At 60.2% G+C, this 19,983-nt stretch carries 17 protein-coding genes; 1 reads left to right on the top strand and 16 read right to left on the bottom strand.

What is annotated here, in order from left to right:
• Window positions 1–83: 83 nt before the first annotated feature.
• The 11 genes from ftsZ to ftsW form a co-directional block, all read right to left on the bottom strand.
• A complete protein-coding gene (gene ftsZ / locus MK745_RS05540) occupies window positions 84–1,733 on the bottom strand; it encodes a cell division protein FtsZ (protein WP_243612282.1) in 1,650 nt (549 codons plus the stop codon).
• Between the two features lie 206 nt (window positions 1,734–1,939).
• Entirely contained in the window at window positions 1,940–3,274 is a 1,335-nt protein-coding gene (gene ftsA, locus MK745_RS05535; protein ID WP_243612281.1) for a cell division protein FtsA, read from the bottom strand.
• The gene (locus MK745_RS05530) at window positions 3,271–4,146 is read right to left on the bottom strand and encodes a cell division protein FtsQ/DivIB (RefSeq protein WP_243612280.1); all 876 of its coding nucleotides are present in this window, start codon (window positions 4,144–4,146) and stop codon (window positions 3,271–3,273) included. The genes ftsA and MK745_RS05530 overlap by 4 nt, the downstream gene beginning before the upstream one ends.
• Complete coding sequence (locus tag MK745_RS05525; protein ID WP_243612279.1) at window positions 4,134–5,012, bottom strand: D-alanine--D-alanine ligase; 879 nt, start codon at window positions 5,010–5,012, stop codon at window positions 4,134–4,136. Before MK745_RS05525 ends, MK745_RS05530 begins: the two co-directional genes overlap by 13 nt.
• A 119-nt stretch (window positions 5,013–5,131) precedes the next feature.
• Window positions 5,132–6,058, bottom strand: coding sequence for a UDP-N-acetylmuramate dehydrogenase (gene murB, locus MK745_RS05520; RefSeq protein ID WP_243612278.1), 927 nt, complete (start codon window positions 6,056–6,058; stop codon window positions 5,132–5,134).
• A gap of 73 nt (window positions 6,059–6,131) precedes the next feature.
• Window positions 6,132–6,386: a DUF2484 family protein gene (locus MK745_RS05515; RefSeq protein ID WP_243612277.1), complete on the bottom strand. Its 255-nt coding sequence runs from the start codon at window positions 6,384–6,386 to the stop codon at window positions 6,132–6,134.
• Window positions 6,383–6,637 carry a DUF2484 family protein gene (locus MK745_RS05510; protein ID WP_243612276.1) on the bottom strand — a complete coding sequence of 85 codons (255 nt, stop codon included), beginning with the start codon at window positions 6,635–6,637 and terminating at the stop codon, window positions 6,383–6,385. Before MK745_RS05510 ends, MK745_RS05515 begins: the two co-directional genes overlap by 4 nt.
• The gene (locus MK745_RS05505; RefSeq protein ID WP_243612275.1) at window positions 6,634–7,821 is read right to left on the bottom strand and encodes an APC family permease; all 1,188 of its coding nucleotides are present in this window, start codon (window positions 7,819–7,821) and stop codon (window positions 6,634–6,636) included. Before MK745_RS05505 ends, MK745_RS05510 begins: the two co-directional genes overlap by 4 nt.
• A gap of 95 nt (window positions 7,822–7,916) precedes the next feature.
• Entirely contained in the window at window positions 7,917–9,311 is a 1,395-nt protein-coding gene (gene murC, locus MK745_RS05500) for a UDP-N-acetylmuramate--L-alanine ligase (RefSeq protein ID WP_243612274.1), read from the bottom strand.
• Between the two features lie 5 nt (window positions 9,312–9,316).
• On the bottom strand, window positions 9,317–10,411 hold the full coding sequence (locus MK745_RS05495; protein ID WP_243612465.1) for a UDP-N-acetylglucosamine--N-acetylmuramyl-(pentapeptide) pyrophosphoryl-undecaprenol N-acetylglucosamine transferase: 1,095 nt from the start codon (window positions 10,409–10,411) through the stop codon (window positions 9,317–9,319).
• The gene (ftsW, locus tag MK745_RS05490; RefSeq protein ID WP_243612273.1) at window positions 10,411–11,577 is read right to left on the bottom strand and encodes a putative lipid II flippase FtsW; all 1,167 of its coding nucleotides are present in this window, start codon (window positions 11,575–11,577) and stop codon (window positions 10,411–10,413) included. The genes MK745_RS05495 and ftsW overlap by 1 nt, the downstream gene beginning before the upstream one ends.
• A gap of 143 nt (window positions 11,578–11,720) precedes the next feature.
• Between ftsW and MK745_RS05485 the strand changes: the two genes are divergently transcribed.
• Complete coding sequence (locus MK745_RS05485; protein WP_243612272.1) at window positions 11,721–12,902, top strand: NAD(P)/FAD-dependent oxidoreductase; 1,182 nt, start codon at window positions 11,721–11,723, stop codon at window positions 12,900–12,902.
• Here the strand turns inward: MK745_RS05485 and murD are convergent.
• The 5 genes from murD to MK745_RS05460 form a co-directional block, all read right to left on the bottom strand.
• Window positions 12,899–14,299: a UDP-N-acetylmuramoyl-L-alanine--D-glutamate ligase gene (gene murD / locus MK745_RS05480; protein ID WP_243612271.1), complete on the bottom strand. Its 1,401-nt coding sequence runs from the start codon at window positions 14,297–14,299 to the stop codon at window positions 12,899–12,901. The two genes, MK745_RS05485 and murD, sit on opposite strands and share 4 nt — an antisense overlap.
• Before the next feature lie 423 nt (window positions 14,300–14,722).
• Complete coding sequence (locus MK745_RS05475) at window positions 14,723–15,316, bottom strand: hypothetical protein (protein ID WP_243612270.1); 594 nt, start codon at window positions 15,314–15,316, stop codon at window positions 14,723–14,725.
• 657 nt (window positions 15,317–15,973) lie between these two features.
• A complete protein-coding gene (gene mraY / locus MK745_RS05470) occupies window positions 15,974–17,056 on the bottom strand; it encodes a phospho-N-acetylmuramoyl-pentapeptide-transferase (RefSeq protein WP_243612269.1) in 1,083 nt (360 codons plus the stop codon).
• Window positions 17,057–18,499, bottom strand: coding sequence for a UDP-N-acetylmuramoyl-tripeptide--D-alanyl-D-alanine ligase (locus MK745_RS05465; protein WP_243612268.1), 1,443 nt, complete (start codon window positions 18,497–18,499; stop codon window positions 17,057–17,059). It abuts the gene before it with no gap.
• Entirely contained in the window at window positions 18,496–19,977 is a 1,482-nt protein-coding gene (locus MK745_RS05460; protein ID WP_243612267.1) for a UDP-N-acetylmuramoyl-L-alanyl-D-glutamate--2,6-diaminopimelate ligase, read from the bottom strand. Before MK745_RS05460 ends, MK745_RS05465 begins: the two co-directional genes overlap by 4 nt.
• Window positions 19,978–19,983: the final 6 nt, after the last annotated feature.

Genomic DNA, 19,983 nt, shown 5'->3' with positions numbered 1-19,983 from the left:
GTCGCTTAAGCACGCGTAAGCCTATGCTTTAAATAGAAAAGGCCGCTCCATGAGCGGCCTCATCGTCACGCTTTTTCTGCGCGTTAGTTCGCCTGTCGGCGCAAGAAGGCCGGAATTTCGATCCGTTCCTGATCTTCATCAGCTTCCGGCTGAACCGCGTGCATCGTCGGCTGGGCATGCCCTGCGTGATGCACAGGACGCTCTGCCTCCTGTCCGTGGCCTGTCATGCGACCAATCAGGGAGTTCAGGCCGAAACCACCTTTGCGAGGCTCTTCGGCACGCGGTGCAGGAGCGGCTTGCGGCTGCTCTGCGGCTTCCATCGGGCGACGCCCGGGTGCCTTGTCCGCAGCTGCACGCAGGCGCTGCAGAACTTCCGGCGACGGTGACCCAAGAGGCGGAGCTTTCGGCGCGACATACTGTGCGACATCGTCTTCCTCGTAGGCGGCTTGGGCCTGCGGGGCGAACTGTTGCTGCGGACGCGCTTGGTATGCCGGTGGCGGCAGATCATCGGCAGCTGGTTCTTCGTAGGACGCAGACTCTTCGAAGATGTCTTCCATCTGCTCTTGAGCCGCGGCACGCTCAGCGTCGAAACTGCTAAAGAAAGTCGGCTCGGTGTCTGCGGAAGCCACCGCCACTTCCGGCTCGGCAATCGGGTCTCGCGCAACTTCCGGCTCAGGCTGCACAGCGTGATGCGCGGCGTCCTCAAGGACATGCGGGTTCAGCGGTTGGGCCAGCGGGCGGCGCACCGGGATATCCGAATGCACTTCCGAAGCATCAATTCCGGTTGCCACGACCGACACCCGCATCGCACCTTCGAGCGTGTCATCCAAGGTAGAGCCAACGATGATGTTCGCGTCCGGGTCCACTTCTTCGCGAATGCGGTTTGCGGCTTCATCCAGTTCGAACAGAGTCAGGTCATGTCCGCCAGTGATGTTGATCAGCACACCGCGCGCGCCACGCAGGGAAATCTCGTCAAGAAGCGGGTTCGCAATCGCTTTTTCAGCGGCTTGGATCGCGCGATCCTCGCCATCGGCTTCGCCGGTGCCCATCATCGCCTTGCCCATCTCGTCCATCACGGCGCGCACGTCGGCAAAGTCGAGGTTGATCAGACCGGGGCGCACCATCAGGTCGGTAACGCCTTTGACACCCTGATACAGAACATCGTCGGCCATCGAGAAGGCCTCGGTGAACGTGGTCTTCTCCGTGGCGAGACGGAAGAGGTTTTGGTTCGGAATAATGATCAGCGTGTCCACGACCTTCTGGAGAGCTTCGACGCCCTCTTCGGCCTGGCGCATCCGCTTCGCGCCTTCGAACTGAAACGGCTTGGTAACGACACCAACGGTCAGGACACCAAGTTCCCGTGCCGCCTGCGCGATGATCGGCGCGGCGCCGGTGCCCGTGCCACCGCCCATACCGGCCGTGATGAAGCACATGTGTGCGCCTGCGAGTTGGTCAACGATCTGTTCGATGCTTTCTTCGGCGGCAGCCGCACCAACAGTTGCACGTGCCCCGGCCCCGAGGCCCTCGGTCACTTTCACGCCGAGCTGAATTCGGCTTTTCGATTGGCTTTGCTGGAGTGCCTGCGCATCCGTATTCGCCACAACAAAATCCACGCCCTCGAGCGCCTTTTCGATCATGTTGTTCACTGCGTTGCCGCCGGCACCGCCGACACCGAAAACCGAGATACGCGGCTTGAGGTCACCCTGGTCGGGCATAGTCAGATTCAGAGTCATGGTTTTCCGCCTGTTCTATGGTCCGCATTTGCTGCGGTTTTTTACCTACTCAACACTATTATTACCCAAGACGGGAGGAATCGTCACGAGAAAAAGCGCATTTTGACCCAAAATATGGGCGCATTTTCATCACGATTCCCGATATTTCGCGTTTTTCGGCATATATAGACGCACGACACCGGCAAGATTCCGCGCGTCAGACGTGCCTACCAATTCTCTTTGAACCAGCGCACCGCCCTCTTGATGCTTCGCACAGGATAGCGTTCGACTGGCAGATCGAAATCCCACCACTCATCTTGAGGGTGTGTCGCAAAGAGGCACATGCCGACCGCACTCGCAAAGCTCGGCCCCGTCGCCGCCTGCGGCAAACCATGCACCCGGAGCGGCCGCCCGAGGCGTACCTGCTGCCCGAGGATCTTGGAGGCCAAACCGTCAAGCCCGGGTATCTGGCTCCCGCCGCCTGTCAGCACAATTTTCTGGCTCGGTAGATACTCAAAACCAGCGGCATCAAGAAGCGTGCGCACTTCCTCGAGGATTTCCTCTACGCGCGGCCGCATGATCCCGATCAGTTCTGCGCGACTCACGCGGCGGCGATCATGCTCCCAATCGCCAGTATCGCTCTCGAGCTCGATCATCTCACGGTCATCCATACCCGTCGCATAGACACCGCCATAGAAGGTCTTGATCCGCTCAGCCATCGCTGTCGGCACCTGCAGTCCCATCGAAATATCCGAGGTGACGTGCTCGCCGCCCATGCGCACGGCATCCGCATAGATCATATGTTTTTTCATGAAGATCGAAACACCGGTGGTGCCACCGCCGAGATCAACGCATGCCGCGCCGAGTTCTTGCTCGTCTTCCACAAGCGCCGAGAGCGCAGAGACATAAGACGAAGAGGCAATGCCCGCCAGTTCGAGATCACACCGCTTAACGCAATGCGCAAGGTTCTGCACCGCAATGGCATCCACGGTGAGCATATGCATATCGGTGGCAAGCTCTTGGCCCATCTGCCCGCGCGGATCGGAAAGCCCCGTCCGATGATCCAGTGCGAAATTGACGGGCTGAGCGTGCAGCACCTCACGCCCGTCGCCGTAGTCGGGCATATCGCAAGACGCCAAGACGCGTGCAACGTCTTGTTCATTGACCACGTGGCCCTCAAGCCCGATCCGACCGGCAAGACCATACGAACGTGGGGACGCCCCCGAGAAGCAGGCAATCACATGGTCGACGCGGATCTTCGCCATCTTCTGCGCGGCCTGAACAACGGTGCGAATGGCGCGCTCTGTCTCTTGCATGGCTGAAACCTCGCCGAAACGCACGCCACGTGACCGCGTGGTTGCCGCCCCGATGACACGGAAGCCGCTCTGGCCCGCCATTGAGCCGATCCCCTCGACTTCGGCCAAACGCTCGGTGCCGTCAAAGCGCAGCACGAGACAGGCAATCTTGGAACTCCCCACATCCAGAATGGCCACGACACCTCTCTGCATGGCGGCCTTTCGCATGTTGCGCATCGCGCGCTGGGATTCATATAGCTCCATCATTCTTCTGTGTTCCCAACTTCAAGGCGCCGCAAGCGCCACCAATCTTCAACTGATCTTTCGGCAATTCGTAGCGTTGGCCGTTCAGGCAAACGCATATCCACAATGGTCAGATCGCGCGCCAGCAGGTCTTGTGCCTGGCTGAGCGCGATGACTCGCTCAAGCGCCTGAACCGCCCCTTCTTCTGGCAAGAGGATGCGCTGACCATCCTTGAGGACCATGTCCCAACGTCGCTCGCCGACGCGCACAAGCCCGCGCAACTGGGATCGCAGAGGCTCGGCAGCCGCAAAAAGCGAACGCGCTTCCACAACGTGTAGCTCCGCCCCAGCCCCTGCCATGAGCGGTAGGTTCGCATGCTCTGATCTTGACCGGGCTGGCGCGACGACAAATCCTTCCTGGTCCACGAGGAAAAGCCCGTCCCGCGATCGCCAGACCATGACCGGGTCGCGTTCAGTGATGGTGATCTGCATGATCCCACCGGGACGGATACGGACAGTCGCAGAAGCCACAGCTGGTAGACCTGCGACCTGCTCTTGAATGTGGTCGAGATCGAGATCGAATGAGCTGATCGGAAAATCAATTGGCATGATTTCCCGGATATCCTCGGCAATACCTACCGAGGCGCCGTCGATTGCCATCACGTTAACCATGAACTCGGGGCGCGTTTCGATGCTAACACGCGCCTCATGTACCCAGCCAGACAACTGATCGCGCCGCATCTCGTCAGAAAGCCAGATCGCGGCCATGCCAAAGACGACCAGGAAGGGCAAAATGACGCGCAAGAAGAGCCGGAAGAACGGTGTCAGCATCAACCGCTCAAAACGATAGGCCCAGCGTGAAGGGGCTGGATCGCTCTTGAGGCCTACCTGTTGCACGACGCGTCCTCCACCATCCAAGCGCAGAACTCCGAGAAAGAAATTCCGAGTTGCCCGGCTTGCTCAGGAGCGAGTGACGTGGGCGTCATGCCTGGCTGCGTATTGGTTTCAAGAAGGATCAGCCCCTCAAGGCCGCGAGCTTCGTCCCAACGGAAATCGGTCCGACTGACCCCGCGGCATCCCAAGGCGTCGTGGGCGCGCAGCGCGTAGTCGAGGCAGGCATCGAAAATCTCTTGTGGCACGTCCGCCGGCACCACGTGATGCGAACCACCCTCCTTGTACTTGGCGTCGTAATCATACCAGCCATCAGTCAGGATATCGGTCACAGTCAACGCGCGATCACCCATGACCGTTGTCGTAAGCTCGCGCCCCGGCGCGAAGGTTTCAACCATGACAAACTCAGGCATCTCTTCGGAAAGGTGGGGCGGACTGTTTGCCGCTTCGTTCACAAGGTAGACACCAACGGAAGACCCCTCGTTGTTGGGCTTCACAACATAGGGTGGCGCCATGACATGGCGTTTGCTGACTTCGCTTTTCGGACAGATGATGCTCTCAACGACCGGCAATCCGCACGCCCGATACACATCCTTCGACCGCTGTTTATCCATCGCGAGCGCCGAAGCCAGGACACCGGAATGGGTATAGGGAATGCCCATCCACTCAAGCATCCCTTGCACACAACCATCTTCGCCCCAGCGTCCATGCAAGGCGTTGAAAGCCACATCAGGTTTGAGATCAGCCAAGCGCGCAGATAGATCGGGGCCCGCATCGACCTCGATAACATCATACCCTGCTTCCCGCAGCGCGGCAGCGCATTCGCGCCCGGATGTCAGCGAGACTTCGCGCTCAGCCGAAGGCCCACCCATCAATACCGCCACTTTGGGGTTTGCCCTGCTCGACATACCCGTTCGTGCCCCAATGTCCCGGACCGTTTTCGGTCCTGTTTTTTAACTGCTGTCCGGTCTGATTAGCCTGCGACCGGAAGTCATTCAGCCGCTGGTTCTCCAACGCGCTTGATTTCCCATACTAGCTCTATTCCGCTGTTTTGGAAAACCCTTTTTCTGACTTCTTCACCGAGATTCTCGAGGTCCGCAGCGGTGGCGTCCCCGGTGTTGAGCATAAAATTTGAGTGTTTCTCACTCATCTGCGCACCGCCAATGCGTGCACCGCGCATGCCTGCGTCGTCTATGAGTTTCCATGCCTTCAAGTCATGCACATCATCGTCTTTGCCTGTCGAGGAAAATCCAGCCGGGTTCCGAAAAGTGCTTCCGGCGGTGCGATCTTTGGTCGGCTGTGTTGCATCACGCTTGGCGAGTTGGTCATCCATGCGCTGCGCAAGGTCTTCTGGATCGCCCGCCGGGGCCTCAAACGTCGCCTCGGTCAAGACCCAGCCTTCGGGAAGGTCGGTCTGGCGATACTGGAAGTTGAGATCATCCGCAGTCAAGGTCACGATCTCGCCGGACCGCGTCACGGCTTTGGCCTCGACGAAGACATCTGCCACATAGGTGCCATAGCATCCGGCATTCATCCGCACCGCACCACCGATCGCGCCGGGGATGGTGCGCAGGAATGTCAGGTCAAGACCAGCCTGACCGGCCTTGCGCGCGACATGCGCATCCAGCATAGCAACGCCTGCGGTCACGCGGTTCCCATCGATCTCGACCGTATTGAAACCGCGCCCCAAACGGATCACAACGGCGCGCAGACCTCCATCGCGCACGATCAGGTTTGAACCGACCCCCATCGGGAATACGGCCACGTCCTCGGGCAAGTCGCGCAAGAAAGCCGCAAGGTCTTCGACATCAGCAGGCTGAAAGAACCAATCCGCGGGTCCGCCAACGCGTAGCCAAGTCAGGTCCGCAAGGGGACGGTTCTCTGCCAGTTTGCCGCGAGGTGTGGGAATATGCGTCATGCGAGCCTCTCTAGTTTCGCGCCCTCCTTTTGGGCAATCCCCTCTTGGGAAGCAAGCCATAGGACTGGAAAAGTCACACCTTGCGCCCAACCCTTCGACGTAGCCAGCGCCAACCATAGATGACCGGCCAGCGCATCACCCAGCCCGCGAGAACAAGGAGCCCGGCCGCGTACCAAGTCCCCTCCTGCCACCAAACAAATGCAAGGATCGGCGCACCTACTGCCATCATCATATAGGCGAAACGCCAATGATGATCCCGGCTCGGGAACATGCCCCTGACGTTCACGGCAACCAACCATGCAAGTGCGAGTATAAGGGATAGGCTCATCTGGGGATCTCCGGCTTTTCGCCGCGCAGACGCTTCCAAAGATACCGGAGCGGGTTTCGGAACATTGAAACAAACGCAAACAGCGCGGCAAACCCGAACCAGACCCCATGCTCCCAGAAGATCACGCTGATCAGGAGGGGTGCCGCAAGCAAGAGCACAATGCCAGGCGCGTATTGCCTCCGCATCGGTAGCATCGCAACGAGCGCAGCCGCCAGCACCCAAAAGCATCCAAGGATCATTGAAAGGCTCATAGTGCCCCCTGAATATTGAAAAGCAACGCTCCAGCGGACAGGCATAGCCCGATCACAGGCACAAACATGGGCACTCTGAATGGCGCCTCGGGTTCGCGCCGCTTCTCGAAGATCAACGCGAGGTTCACGAGGACAAAGACCGCAAGCAGTATGGAAGACGTCATCTCGGCCAATAGCCCGACATCCAGTGCGATTGCGCCAAGCACGACAAGGCATCCGACGAGGCATGTCGCCAAGACGGGTGTGCCGGTGCGAGGCCATACATGATGAAATAGTGCAAACACCTTCTCGCGTTTGCCAAGGCCAAAAAGCACGCGGCTCGCCATGACGATCTGGGCAAGGACACCATTCAGCGCTGCAAACACCGCTATGGTTGAAAGAAACTTGGCGTCACCGCCTTGTGCCGCTTGCCAGACCAAAGCCAGGGGACGCTCGCTCGCCCCTAGCGCCTCAAGAGGCACCGCGCGCACCGCGGCGACCGATACAAGAGCATAGATCACCGTCGTGAGAACCAGCGCCGCAAGGATTGCACGCGGCATGGTACGCTCGGGCTGGGCCACTTCTTCGGCCATGTTGACGATATCCTCAAAGCCGATAAACGCGAAGAAGGCCAGAACTGCAGCCGCCGCGACCCCGGAGAAAACGATGGGCGGCGCAGCTCCCCAATCCACGCTCGCGGGCGCGTCCCAGCCAGCCCATATGACGAGGCCGAGCCCGCATAGCTCGACCACGGTAAAGATTGCAGCAAGTGAAAGGCTCTCCATGACACCGAAGACCGCAACAGCCGCCAACCCCAGACCAAGCGCAACCATGGTCCAATTGGCCTCAAGATCGATCACAAGCATAAGATAGCCCGTTCCGCCCCGAAGCACTGCCGCCGCCGAGATCGTCCCAGCCGCAACGATGGCAAGGCCCACCACAACCGCCAGAGCCCGGCTTTCTAGCCCCTGACGAATATAGGCTGCCTCGCCCGCAGCTTCGGGAATACGTGCAGAAAACTCGGAGTAGGAAAGTGCAGTCGGGGCCGCGATCAAGCCCGCGAGAAGAAAGGAGAGCGGCGCCCAAATGCCTGCTTCCGCCGCCACCGCACCGACCAAGACATAGATCCCGGCACCAACCATGACGCCCACACCATAGGCCGTCAGAAGCCCGAAGCCGATGCGTCGCTTGAGATGCTCTGCCATGACCTGCTCCTGTCCGGCGGTTTTCTCTCGCCGCCAGTCTTTGCCCAAGCCACGCAAGTTGCAAGCCCCAACCTAAGGGTTTGGCGCTGCCTGGCTTATCCCAATCGTTTGGCGAGGTTGTTTGCCCAGGCACTGATCGTACCAGCCCCAAGGCAGACCACGATATCGCCTGATTTCGCCTCAGCGCGCACAAGGGCTTCGAGGTCGTCCTCGCTGTCAATTGCGATCGCGTGGCGATGGCCATGCGCCACGAGCCCGGCAACGAGATCATCGCGGCTCGCACCCTCGATAGGCTGTTCCCCCGCGGCGAAGACTTCGGCAATTCCGACGACATCGGCCTCATTGAAACAGGCGCAGAAATCCTCAAAGAGCGAATGCAACCGTGTGAAACGATGCGGTTGGTGGACAGCTATGACACGGCCCTCGCAGGCCTGGCGCGCCGCCTTAAGGACCGCTGCAATCTCGACCGGATGGTGACCATAGTCGTCAATGATCGGGATGCCCTTCCACTCACCGACCCGCGTGAAGCGCCGGTTTACGCCGCCAAACTTGGCGAGCGCTTCTCGGATTTCATCCTTCGACATACCAAGATGAAGCGCCACGGCAACGGCGGAAAGAGCATTCGAGACGTTGTGATCACCCGGCATTGGAAGGGTGCAGTTCTCAATGATCTCGCCCTCCTGCTGTAACCTGATATCGAAATGCGCGATACCGGTCTTGAAGTGGAGGTTTACGGCACGAACATCTGCTTGGGCGTTAAATCCGAAGGTCACGACACGGCGGTCGGTTATCTTGCCAACCAAGGTCTGCACATCGGGATCATCGGTGCAGCAGACTGCGAGTCCATAGAAGGGGATGTTCGACACGAAATCGAGGAACCCTTTGTGCAGGTTTTCTTCAGTGCCCCAATGCTCCATATGCTCGGGGTCAATGTTCGTCACGATGGCAATCGTCGCCGGCAAGCGATTGAAGGTGCCGTCGCTTTCGTCGGCCTCGACCACCATCCATTCGCCTTCGCCAACCCGCGCGTTGGAGCCGTAAGCATGGATGATACCGCCGTTGATAACGGTCGGGTCAATCTTGCCATGATCGAGCAGTGCCGCCACCATGGTCGTCGTTGTCGTCTTGCCGTGGGTCCCCGCGACCGCGATGTTTGACTTGAGCCGCATCAACTCGGCCAGCATTTCCGCGCGCCGCACGACCGGTAGGCCGCGCTTGCGCGCTTCGTCGAGTTCTGGATTGCCCGGCTTGATCGCGGACGAGATCACGACGACCTCCGCCCCCTCCAGGTTCTCCGCTTTTTGTCCGACAAAGACCTTGGCGCCCATGTCTGCAAGGCGCTCCGTGATCTTACTCGACTTGAGGTCAGAGCCCTGCACGACATAGCCATGGTTCAACAGAACCTCGGCAATCCCCGACATACCGATTCCGCCGATGCCCACAAAATGGATTGGGCCTACATCTCCGGGGAGCTTCGTCGCTGCATTCATGGTCTTCACTCTTCTTTACTGGCCAGCATCTCAACGAGCGCGACAAGGCTTTGTGTCGCCTCAGGCTTGCCCACAGAAAGCGCAGCCATCGCCATCTGGTTCGCACCCGACGGATTGCCGAGGATCAGAGCGATCTGCTCTGCGAGGGAGGCAACGTTGAGTTTGCTTTCGGGAATTCGGATTGCTCCGCCAACTTCGACCAACCCTTTCGCGTTCGCGGTCTGGTGGTCCCCAGTGGCCGCAGCAAAGGGAATGAGGATAGACGGTCGCCCAATCACGCTGATATCGGCAACGGAGGATGCGCCGGATCTCGAAATGACAAGCTGCGCTTCACTCATTCGCGCGGGAACATCGTGAAAGAAGGGTTGCACATCCGCGGCGATCCCGTGCTCGGCATAGAACGCTGCGACGCGTTCGCCATCTTCATCACGGGCCTGATGGCTCACACGGATATTGCGCAGGAGTTCTGGCGGAAGGGAGGCGATTGCGCTCGGCACCGTGTCGGACAGGATGCGCGCGCCCTGCGAGCCGCCGATCACCAAGATCGACATCGGGTAGTCGCCCGGTGCGATATAGCCAGACCCAGCGCGCTCGAGCACAGCCGCGCGCACCGGATTGCCAACATGCACCCCTTCGACCCCTTCAGGTAGATCGGTCGGCCATGTGCCACACGCCACCGCATCCACACGGGATGCGAAGAGATGGTTTACGCGGCCCAGCACACCATTTTGCTCATGGATCATGCGCGGGAGCTTCAACACCCACGCTGCGCCCATGGCCGGGATCGTCGGATAGCCGCCAAAACCCACAACAACTTCGGGGCGGTCGCGACGTAGTTTCACCACGGCAGAAAGCACCCCTCCAAGAATCCGAAATGGTACCGCAAGCTTGGCCAGCTTGCCGCCACGCGCAAAGGTCGCTGACGACACTTGCTCAATTTCCGTGGAGTGAGGGAACCCGCCAGTGTAGCGCGCACCGCGCGCATCAGTCGTCAGTTTGACCCGCCACCCCTTGCGCAGCATCACTTCGGCCAACGCTTGCGCGGGGAACATATGCCCGCCTGTGCCGCCTGCCGCGATGACAAGCAATGGTTTCTTCATCATCTCACATGTCCCCGCAGGATATCTCCGATCTCGCCCTGAGGCCGGCTGCGGGTAAACGCCAAAAGCATGCCGACTGCAATCCCCCCTGCAACGAGAGAGGAGCCTCCATAGCTTACGAACGGCAAAGTCATGCCCTTCGCGGGCAGAAGACGAACCGCGACGCCCATGTTGATGATCGCTTGCACGCCGAACATGGCCGCGAGTCCAGTGCCTGCGATACGGGTAAACGGATCACGCTCTCGCATCAGGCGCAGGAACGAGCGGAGCACGATGCTCGCATAAAGCGCGATGATCACGAGGACGAGGACCAACCCATATTCCTCGGCTGCTACCGCGATAATGAAATCTGTATGCGCATCCGGCAGGGACCACTTGACCTGCCCCTCTCCGACACCGACACCATAGAGCCCGCCTTCGCGGATGGCGTTGGTCGCATAGCCAAGCTGTGTTGTTGGATCAACGGAACGGTCAAGGAACCCATCAATGCGCCGCGCAAAATGTTCAGAGTTGGCATAGGCGAAACGGGCAACTGGATAAATTGCAACAATAATTGCAGCAATGAGCACCATCGACGCACCAGAGACGAAATACATCACACCCCATGCAAAAAGGATCAGGCTCGCTTGACCGAAGTCCGGCTGCAACGCAAGGATCACCACCAGAGAGAGCATCAGGAAGAAAGACCAAATACGCCCGGGCGGACCATTGATCTCTTCATTGGCCGCCATGAGCCACGCTGCCACAACAACAAAAGCGGGCTTGAGGAACTCGGAGGGTTGTACGCTCGCAAAGCCCAAGGAATACCACCGCATCGCGCCTTTGCCGAAATCCGTGCCAAAGAGCGGTAGACCGAGAAGCGCGATCACGGTGACGATGAATCCGATCACGGCGAGGCGTCGCACCACTCGAGGGCTCATCATCGAAGTGACCAGCATAGCGATCAGCGACAATCCGCCAAAGATCACCTGTTTCTCGACATAGTGGAAGGCTGCAAAGCCGTTCTTCTCGGCCAATGGCGGCGAAGCAGCAAGCCCGAGAAGAACGCCGATCCCAAAAAGGATCAGAATTGCCGCCAGCGACCACTTGTCGAGCGTGCGCCACCATTTAGGGAGAACAGGCTCGCCTCCCTGTGCCGGGAGCGTGCCATACACCATCTCTGTCATCGGATACCCGCCGAATACTGCCTCGAATACGCCCGGTTTTCCGGGTCTGTGCGCAAAGTATATCACGCCTGTCTGTCCTTGCAAAGCGCGCCTCGTGCTGCAAGCCCCTTGACCCGCCTCAAAGGATCGGGCACCCGCCATTTATGCAGTTTGAGACGATCATCCTTGGCGCCGGGGCTGCCGGCATGATGTGCGCGGCCCACGCCGGGGCGGGCACGCTCGTTATTGACCACGCCAAGGCCCCCGGCGAGAAGATCAGGATCTCAGGCGGCGGCCGTTGTAATTTCACCAACCTTTACGCTGGGCCGGAGAACTTCATCTCCAAGAACCCGCATTTCTGCAAATCCGCGCTGAGCCGCTATACCCAGTGGGATTTCATCGAACTCGTCGACCGCTACGGCATTGCCTGGCATGAGAAGACCCTGGGGCAGCTTTTCTGCGACGAGACCGCCAAAGACATCGTAGCGATGCTGGTGAGCGAGCTTGAGGCGGCGGGCGCGGCTCTGCAACTCGAGACTAAAATTCTTGGCGTGTCGCACGACAGGACCACGTTTCGGGTCGAGACGGAACACGCCGGGACGCGAAGAACGCTCACAGCGAAGAACCTCGTTCTGGCGACCGGTGGCAAGTCGATCCCGAAGATGGGTGCCACCGGTCTGGCCTATGATATTGCAGAGCAATTCGGTCTGCCACTCTTGCCGACACGAGCAGGGCTCGTACCGTTCACCTTCCCGGATGGTCGGTTCAAACCACTCTCTGGCACCGCGCTGCCTGTGCGCGCCTCGGCAGATGGTCCGGCCTTCGAAGAAGCGCTTCTCCTGACCCATAGGGGGCTTTCGGGCCCATCCATGTTGCAGATCAGTTCCTACTGGCAAGAAGGTCAGCCGATCCAAATCGACCTCCTCCCCGGCACGGATGTACTCGGGCAGTTGAAGGCGCGTCGGCAGAGTGACGGACGGCGGCAACTGCGGACGGTTCTTGGCTATCTCCTACCCGCGAAACTAGCTGATTACCTTTCCGTGGAGTGGGCGCTGAAAGGGAACATGGCCGACCAATCCGACAAGGCTCTCGAGGCATTGGCGGAACGGTTGACCGAGTGGGACCTGCGCCCGGCAGGTACCGAGGGCTACCGCACTGCGGAAGTGACGCTTGGCGGGGTCGATACGGAGGCGCTCTCCTCCAAAACGATGGAGGCCAAGACCGTGCCCGGCCTCTATGTCATTGGTGAAGCGGTGGACGTCACCGGTTGGCTTGGCGGGTTCAATTTTCAATGGGCTTGGTCGTCGGGCTGGGCTGCGGGAATCGCAATCCGGAACAAAGCCTAGCCACCTAAACCATTGACGAGACATATGAAATCATCGCCTCGCTTCTCGAAGCTATCGTACTGATCGAAACTCGCCGCCGCCGGTGCGAGCAGCACTGTATCGCCTGCTTCTGCGTCTTCTGATGCGCGGGCCATGGCGACGTCCATCGTCGTGCATATCTCTGCGTCCACTCCTTTGAGCTGCATCGCGAAGGCCGCCGCCTCGCGGCCGATCACATAGGCTTTGACGACCTCCCCAGCGTGTTCCACGAGGTCTCCAAGCCCGCCTTCTTTCTCAAGCCCGCCACAGATCCAGCGGATTTTCTTGAACGCACCCAGCGCCATCTTGGCGGCGTCTACGTTGGTTGCCTTGCTATCGTTCACGTAGGTCACGCCGCCAATCTCGGCAACGACCTGCGAACGGTGTGGCAAACCACCGAACGAGGCAAATCCAGCTTCGATGACACGCGGCGCAAGGCCGAGCGCTCGACACACCGCATAGGCCGCTGCGGCATTCTGATGATTGTGCGCGCCGGGCAACCCCTTGATGGCGCGCAAATCAATGGACCCCGTCTGACGGCCTTTACGATACTCTGATAGAAAACCTTTCTTAACAAAAACCTGCCACCCCGGCCCAGACAGCTTTCGCTCAACAGAAATCGGGATCACGCGGTCGTCGCCCAGCCCCATGGAAAGCTGGTTGGCAAGGAACTGTCCCTCGGCCTCGTCAACTCCGATAACGGCGCGGTCCGGCCCACCCTCGGCAAAGAGCCGACGCTTGGCCGCAAAGTAGCCCCCCATTCCGCCATGACGATCAAGGTGATCCGGCGAAAGGTTTGTAAAAACAGCGATATCCGGCGTCAGGGCGCGCGCCAATTCGGTTTGATAACTCGACAATTCAAGCACCACGATATCGCCGTTCTCGGCGGGGTCGAGGTCTAGGGCGCCTCGGCCTATGTTGCCGGCGAGTTGGGTGCGGTGGCCGGCGGTGTCGAGAACGTGGTGGATCAGGGCGGAGGTTGTGGATTTACCATTTGAGCCCGTGACCGCAACGACGCGGGGACTTGTGTCGAAATGATCCCAATCGCGTGTGGCGAAGGATTGGAAGAACAGGCTGATATCGTTGTCGACGGGCACACCTGCGCCCCAGGCGGCGGCAACGACGGGGTTCGGCGCAGGATAGAGATGGGGAATGCCAGGCGACACGATCAGCGCGGCGACATCCTCGAAAGCGCCTTGTTTTGCAAGGTCTTGGCAGGCAAACCCCTCCGCTTCGGCGCGGGCGCGGGCCTCCGGGTTATCGTCCCAGCAGAGCGGGGTTGCACCGCCTTCGACGAGCGCGCGCGCGGTGGCGAGGCCGGAGCGGCCAAGGCCCAGAACCGCGACGCGTTTGCCCTCGTATCCTTTGACTGGAATCATCGTTTTCACCCCGAATTTACACGTGTCGCGACAATGCCCGCCCCCGCCGAGCGACGCAAGAGAGGCCCCCTTTCGGGGCGGGGTTAACGCGAAAAAATCCTGTCGGTATCACGTCGGTATTACGTCGGTATCGCGTATGTGCGGGTTTTCGGTGGTCGTTTTGGCGTTAACCCCGGCGTGCGGTGGTTAAGCGGGCGCGCGGTGGGTTTGCGAGACGTGCCGCACCAGCGCAATTCCATGCGTTCGCCTGCGATTGGTTAAGGAGGAGGACGGTCACAATCTGCCCCTCCAGCCCCAAAAGCCTACATGACCAACAGGGAATTCGATCCCATCGTGCGGCGGAAAGGGGGATTTTTTTGCGTCTTAGATGATTCAAGACGCTCTGCAATCGCCATGCAGTAGTATTGAGAGCCAACAGAATGATCAGGCTGGTCTAAAGTCAATCCCGGTAAGCCCTGCATCAAGCCAAGCTTGCTTGAACTCTTCATTTACAAGAACCTGCCCCTGAGCATCTGGGTTATACATTCCCGAATAATGTGGCCGGAATGCTGTCAGGCCTTTCACCTTGTCTTTATGAAAAGCGTAGCGCTTCACGGTCTTTCCATTCGGAGATTTTTCAGACCGGGCAATATCAACGCTGTTATCGACCCAAGGCACCCACCACAGAAAGAACTTCTCATCCGCATTCATCACATCAAGTGGCAAAACGTGACCTTCCCGTTCAAGAAGCGGACGCATATGATTGACAGAATTCCCCGATATAATCGGGCCGACCATATTGTGAAAAATTCGGTCTGCCTTGACGAGCTGCCGGCCACTCGCCTCAAAGTGTAAGCATATCGGCTGAGGTAACCATTGCCGCCCAGCCCTCCAGCTCTCAAGATACGCCCCAATACGCCTTTGCTCGGTGAAATCCTCTTTCCCAGTCTCCGGATCAAACCTCTGTTCAGGCGTTTCACCTAAAGTGGCGACCCACCCACTGGTTCTGCTTGGGTACTTCAAGCCATAGTAGGCCATTGAAACGACCAATTGATTTCACCTCTCTCTAACCGCAGCTATTCTCAGAACAACAGCAGGCCGCTGACTTGGTGAAGCATTGCGCAATTCGATATTCACGTAGTCATAGTACCCTTGTGAGTGAACAAGGTCACCTCAATGCAGAGCCTTATTATTCGGGCTAGGCGTCGCTCTTGTGCCTGGTAAAGGAACCGCATTCGTTGGGCTATTCAAGTCAAGGCCCGATCCTATCCTTCAAAAAGTCCGACGAACGCGCAGTTCAGCATGTTGCCAACCTTGAACTGTGTATCTTGCACTCATGCTGACGATGGGGACACCTGCGGCGGCCAGCCTATTCAATGCAGCCAGAGCCCGTGGTTCGTCCACTTCCAAACAATGAGCACCAGCCCAAAGCCGCACAGAGGGGTTTTCGTCTTCAAGAAGCGATAGAACCTCAGTATCTGCGTTTGCTTGACTCAAAGCCTTCAAGGCACCTAGCAACCGATCATGCGCCTTGTTTGCAGCTACGGCATTGCCTGCCAAAGTGTGTTCCCCATGCGCAACTGCACATTTCCGATATTCTTTCAGAAGGTCTCGCATAGGGTGTCTGCCCTCTCAGTCTGCACCCAAGCGATTTCGAAATCGCTTAGGCAAGGCTTATCGAAAATCCTATGTCCTCTAACGGACCTTGAGGGTCGCGAGGCCGATCATGGCGAGGATCAGGGAGACGATCCAGAAGCGGATCACGATCTGGGGTTCGGACCAGCCCTTCTTCTCATAGTGGTGGTGGATCGGAGCCATGAGGAAGACGCGCTTGCCAGTGCGTTTGAAGTAGAGCACCTGAATGATGACGGAGAGCGCCTCGACCACGAAAAGGCCGCCGACAATGCCGAGGACGAGCTCGTGTTTCGTGGCCACGGCGATGGCACCAAGGGCACCGCCGAGCGCGAGAGACCCAGTGTCCCCCATAAAGACGGCGGCAGGCGGCGCATTGTACCAAAGGAAGCCGAGGCCACCACCAACAACACCAGCGGCGAAGATGAGGATCTCGCCGGTGCCGGGCACATAGTGCACATCGAGGTATTCGGTAAAGTCAACACGGCCCACGGCATAGGCGATGATGCCAAGCGTCCCCGCTGCGATCATCACCGGCATGATAGCAAGCCCGTCGAGACCGTCTGTGAGGTTCACGGCATTGGCCGCGCCGACGATGACGATCATCGCAAAGGGCAGGAAGAACAGCCCGAGATTGAGGAGCGTATCCTTGAAGAACGGCAGGGCGAGGCCGAATTGCAGCTCTGCCGGGTGCAATGTTGTTGCCCAGTAAGAGGCAATCAGGGCGATCACAAAGCCGAGGCCGAGGCGCACCTTGCCAGAGACGCCCGCGGTGTTTTGCTTGGAGACCTTGGCGTAGTCGTCGGCAAAGCCGATGAGGCCATAGGTCAAGGTCACAAACAGCACCACCCAGACAAAACCATTGTCCAGCCGGGCCCACAGAAGCGTTGAGGTCATCAAGGCGCCGACGATGAGGAGACCGCCCATCGTGGGGGTTCCGGCCTTGGCGAGGTGGGTTTCGGGACCATCTTCGCGGATCGGCTGGCCCTTGCCCTGACGTTTGCGCAGGACGTTGATAAGAGGCGGACCGAAAAGAAAGCCGAAGATCAGCGCGGTCATGAATGCGCCGCCGGCGCGGAAGGTGATGTAGCGGAACAGGTTGAAGAAGTCCCCGCCGTCCGAAAACTCGGTCAGCCAATAGAGCATTTAATCGTCCTCATCATTGGATTGCGGGGCGGGATGGCCCAATTTGCGGATCGCGTCAACAATTTGCGCAAGACCCATCGACAATGAGCCCTTGGCGAGCAGGGAATCGCCTGCGTCGACCATGTGGCGGATGTTTTCGGCCATCTCAGCGCTGGTCTCGGTCCACTTGCCGCGTTTGTGCGGCGGCAGCGCCTCATAGAGGTGGCGCATGAGGGGGCCGATGCAATGCACGGTGTCGATATGCTCGAGGCTGGGCAGATCGGCGATGGCGGCGTGCATGGCGGCCTCTTGAGGCCCGAGTTCCTTCATGTCGCCGACAAAGGCGATGCGCCGGCCCTTCCCGATGCGCCCCACTCCGTTCTGCGGCGTCGCGGCGGCAAGCACCTCGAGCGCAGCGGCAAGCGAGGTCGGGTTGGCATTATAGGCGTCATCGATCAGGTCGAGTGTCATGTCGATCTCGACCGGATCGAGATAGATCACTTCGCGCGCACCGCGGCCCGTATAGGGCGTCCAACGGCCAAGATCACCCACGGCGATGGCAAGGTCAGCGCCGAGCGCATCGACAGCAGCGAGCGCGCCGAGGGCGTTCATCGCGAAATGGCGTCCGGCGCTGTTGATCTTGAACACCAAGGGCTTGGATTTGACAGTGGCGCGGGCCACTGTGCGGTCGCCAGAGAGGCTCACGTCGCCCAAGGACCAGTCGGGGGCGGTCGCGCCGAAGGGGATGGCCGTGATGCCGAGGGCGGCGGCCTTGTCGGCGAGGATCGGCGCGGTGTCGATATCGGCGGGAAGGATGGCGATGCCGGAGGCGTCGAGCCCGTCTAGGATCGCGGCCTTTTCGGCGGCGATGGCGGCGACATTCTCAAACGCTTCGAGATGCACGGCGGCGACGGTCGTGATCAGGGCGACATGGGGCTTGGCCATGCGGGCAAGGGGCGCGATCTCGCCGGGGTGGTTCATGCCGATCTCGATCACGGCATAGTCGGTGTCGGCGGGCATCCGCGCCAACGTCAGCGGCACGCCCCAGTGGTTGTTGTAGCTGGCGACAGAGGCGTGGGTCTTGCCCTGCCCCGCGAGCATGGCGCGCAGCATTTCCTTGGTCGAGGTTTTGCCGACGGAGCCCGTCACAGCGACGACGCGCGCCTCGGTGCGGGCGCGGGCGGCGCGGCCAAGGTCTTCGAGCGCGGAAAGCACATCCTCGACAATGAGGAGCGGCGCATCGGGGGCGACACCTTCGGGGATATGGGTCACGAGCGCGGCGGCGGCCCCGGCCTCGAGCGCTTGGGCCACAAAGTCATGCCCGTCGCGCGCCGCCTTGAGGGCGACGAAGAGATCGCCGGGTTCAAGCGTGCGGGTGTCGATCGAGACGCCTGTGGCCTCCCATGCGGTGGTGGCCTTGCCGCCGGTGGCGGCGGCGGCTTGGGAGGCAGTCCAGAGGCTCATGCAAATCCCCCGTCGAGCGCGGCGACGGCCACGCTGGCTTGTTCGCTGTCATCGAAGGGCAGGATCGCGTCGCCGACGATCTGACCGGTTTCATGGCCCTTGCCTGCGATCAGGAGGGCATCGCCCGGCTGAAGCGCATCGACGGCGCGCAGGATGGCCTCGGCGCGATCGCCCACTTCGATGGCGTCAGGCGCGCCGAGCATGACGGCGGAGCGGATCACCGCCGGATCTTCGGAACGCGGATTGTCATCGGTCACGAAGACCAGGTCAGCATTGGCCGCCGCCGCCGCGCCCATCAGCGGGCGTTTGCCTGCGTCCCGGTCGCCGCCCGCGCCGACAAGGGCGACGAGACGGCCCATGACATGCGGGCGCATGGCCTTGAGCGCGGTTTCCACGGCGTCGGGCGTATGGGCGTAATCGACAAACACCGCTGCCCCGTTCTGCCGTGTCGCGGCAAGCTGCATCCGGCCACGCACGGTCTTCAATTCACCCAGCACCTCGAAGACGCGCTCGGGGTCAGCCCCGCAAGCGATGGCGAGACCGGCGGCGAGGAGAACGTTTTCGGCTTGGAATCCGCCAATGAGGTTCAGGCGCGCCATGTAGCTTCGGCCGCGGAAGGTAAAGCGGATGTCCTGCCCCGTGGCGTCGAACCGCTGGGCGTCAAGGGTCAGATCGGCACCGTTGCGCCCCACGGTGATGACGTCCTGGCCTCTCGCCTGCGCGATTGCGGCCATGTCGACCCCGCGCGCATCGTCGGTATTGATAACCGCCGTCCCTTCGTCGGGAAGAACGCGGGCAAAGAGACCGGCCTTGGCGTCGAAATACTCCTCGAAGCTCTCGTGATAGTCGAGATGGTCCTGGGTGAAATTGGTGAAGCCTGCCGCCTTGAGCTGCACCCCGTCGAGGCGGCGTTGGGCGAGGCCGTGCGAGGAGGCTTCCATCGCGGCGAACTCGATCCCATTGGCGCAGGCGGCGGCAAGGGTACGGTGCAGCGTGATGGGTTCCGGCGTGGTGTGGTTTAGAGGCGCGGTATAGTCGCCCTCGACACCCGTGGTGCCAAGGTTGACTGCCTCGAGACCCAACTCCTGCCAGATCATGCGCAGGAAGGTGGCGACGGAGGTCTTGCCGTTGGTGCCTGTGACGGCGGCCATGATGCCGGGCTGTTCCCCGAACCAGAGCGCGGCGGTGAAGGCGAGTGTCTGGCGCGGGTCTTCGGCCACTACGAGCGCAGCATCCGAGTCGGCCAGTTCGGTGGCGGCGATGCGCGCGCCCTCGGCGTCGGTCAGGATCGCGCTCGCCCCCATACGCAGGGCATATTGAATAAACTCGCCCCCATGCACGCGGGTTCCGGGGAGTGCGGCAAAGAGAAAGCCGTCCTTGACCTCACGACTATCAACGGCAAGGCCCGTGATTTCGGGGTCGCGCCCTGCGGCGGCGGTCAGCCCCAGTTCGTGAAGTGGTCGTGACTCGCCTGCCATTTTGTC

It is taken from the genome of Shimia aestuarii, assembly GCF_022814865.1.
GTDB classification, from domain to species: domain Bacteria; phylum Pseudomonadota; class Alphaproteobacteria; order Rhodobacterales; family Rhodobacteraceae; genus Shimia; species Shimia aestuarii_A.
The sequence above is the reverse complement of the archived record's forward strand: the minus strand, read 5'-3'. Positions and strand labels throughout refer to the sequence as shown.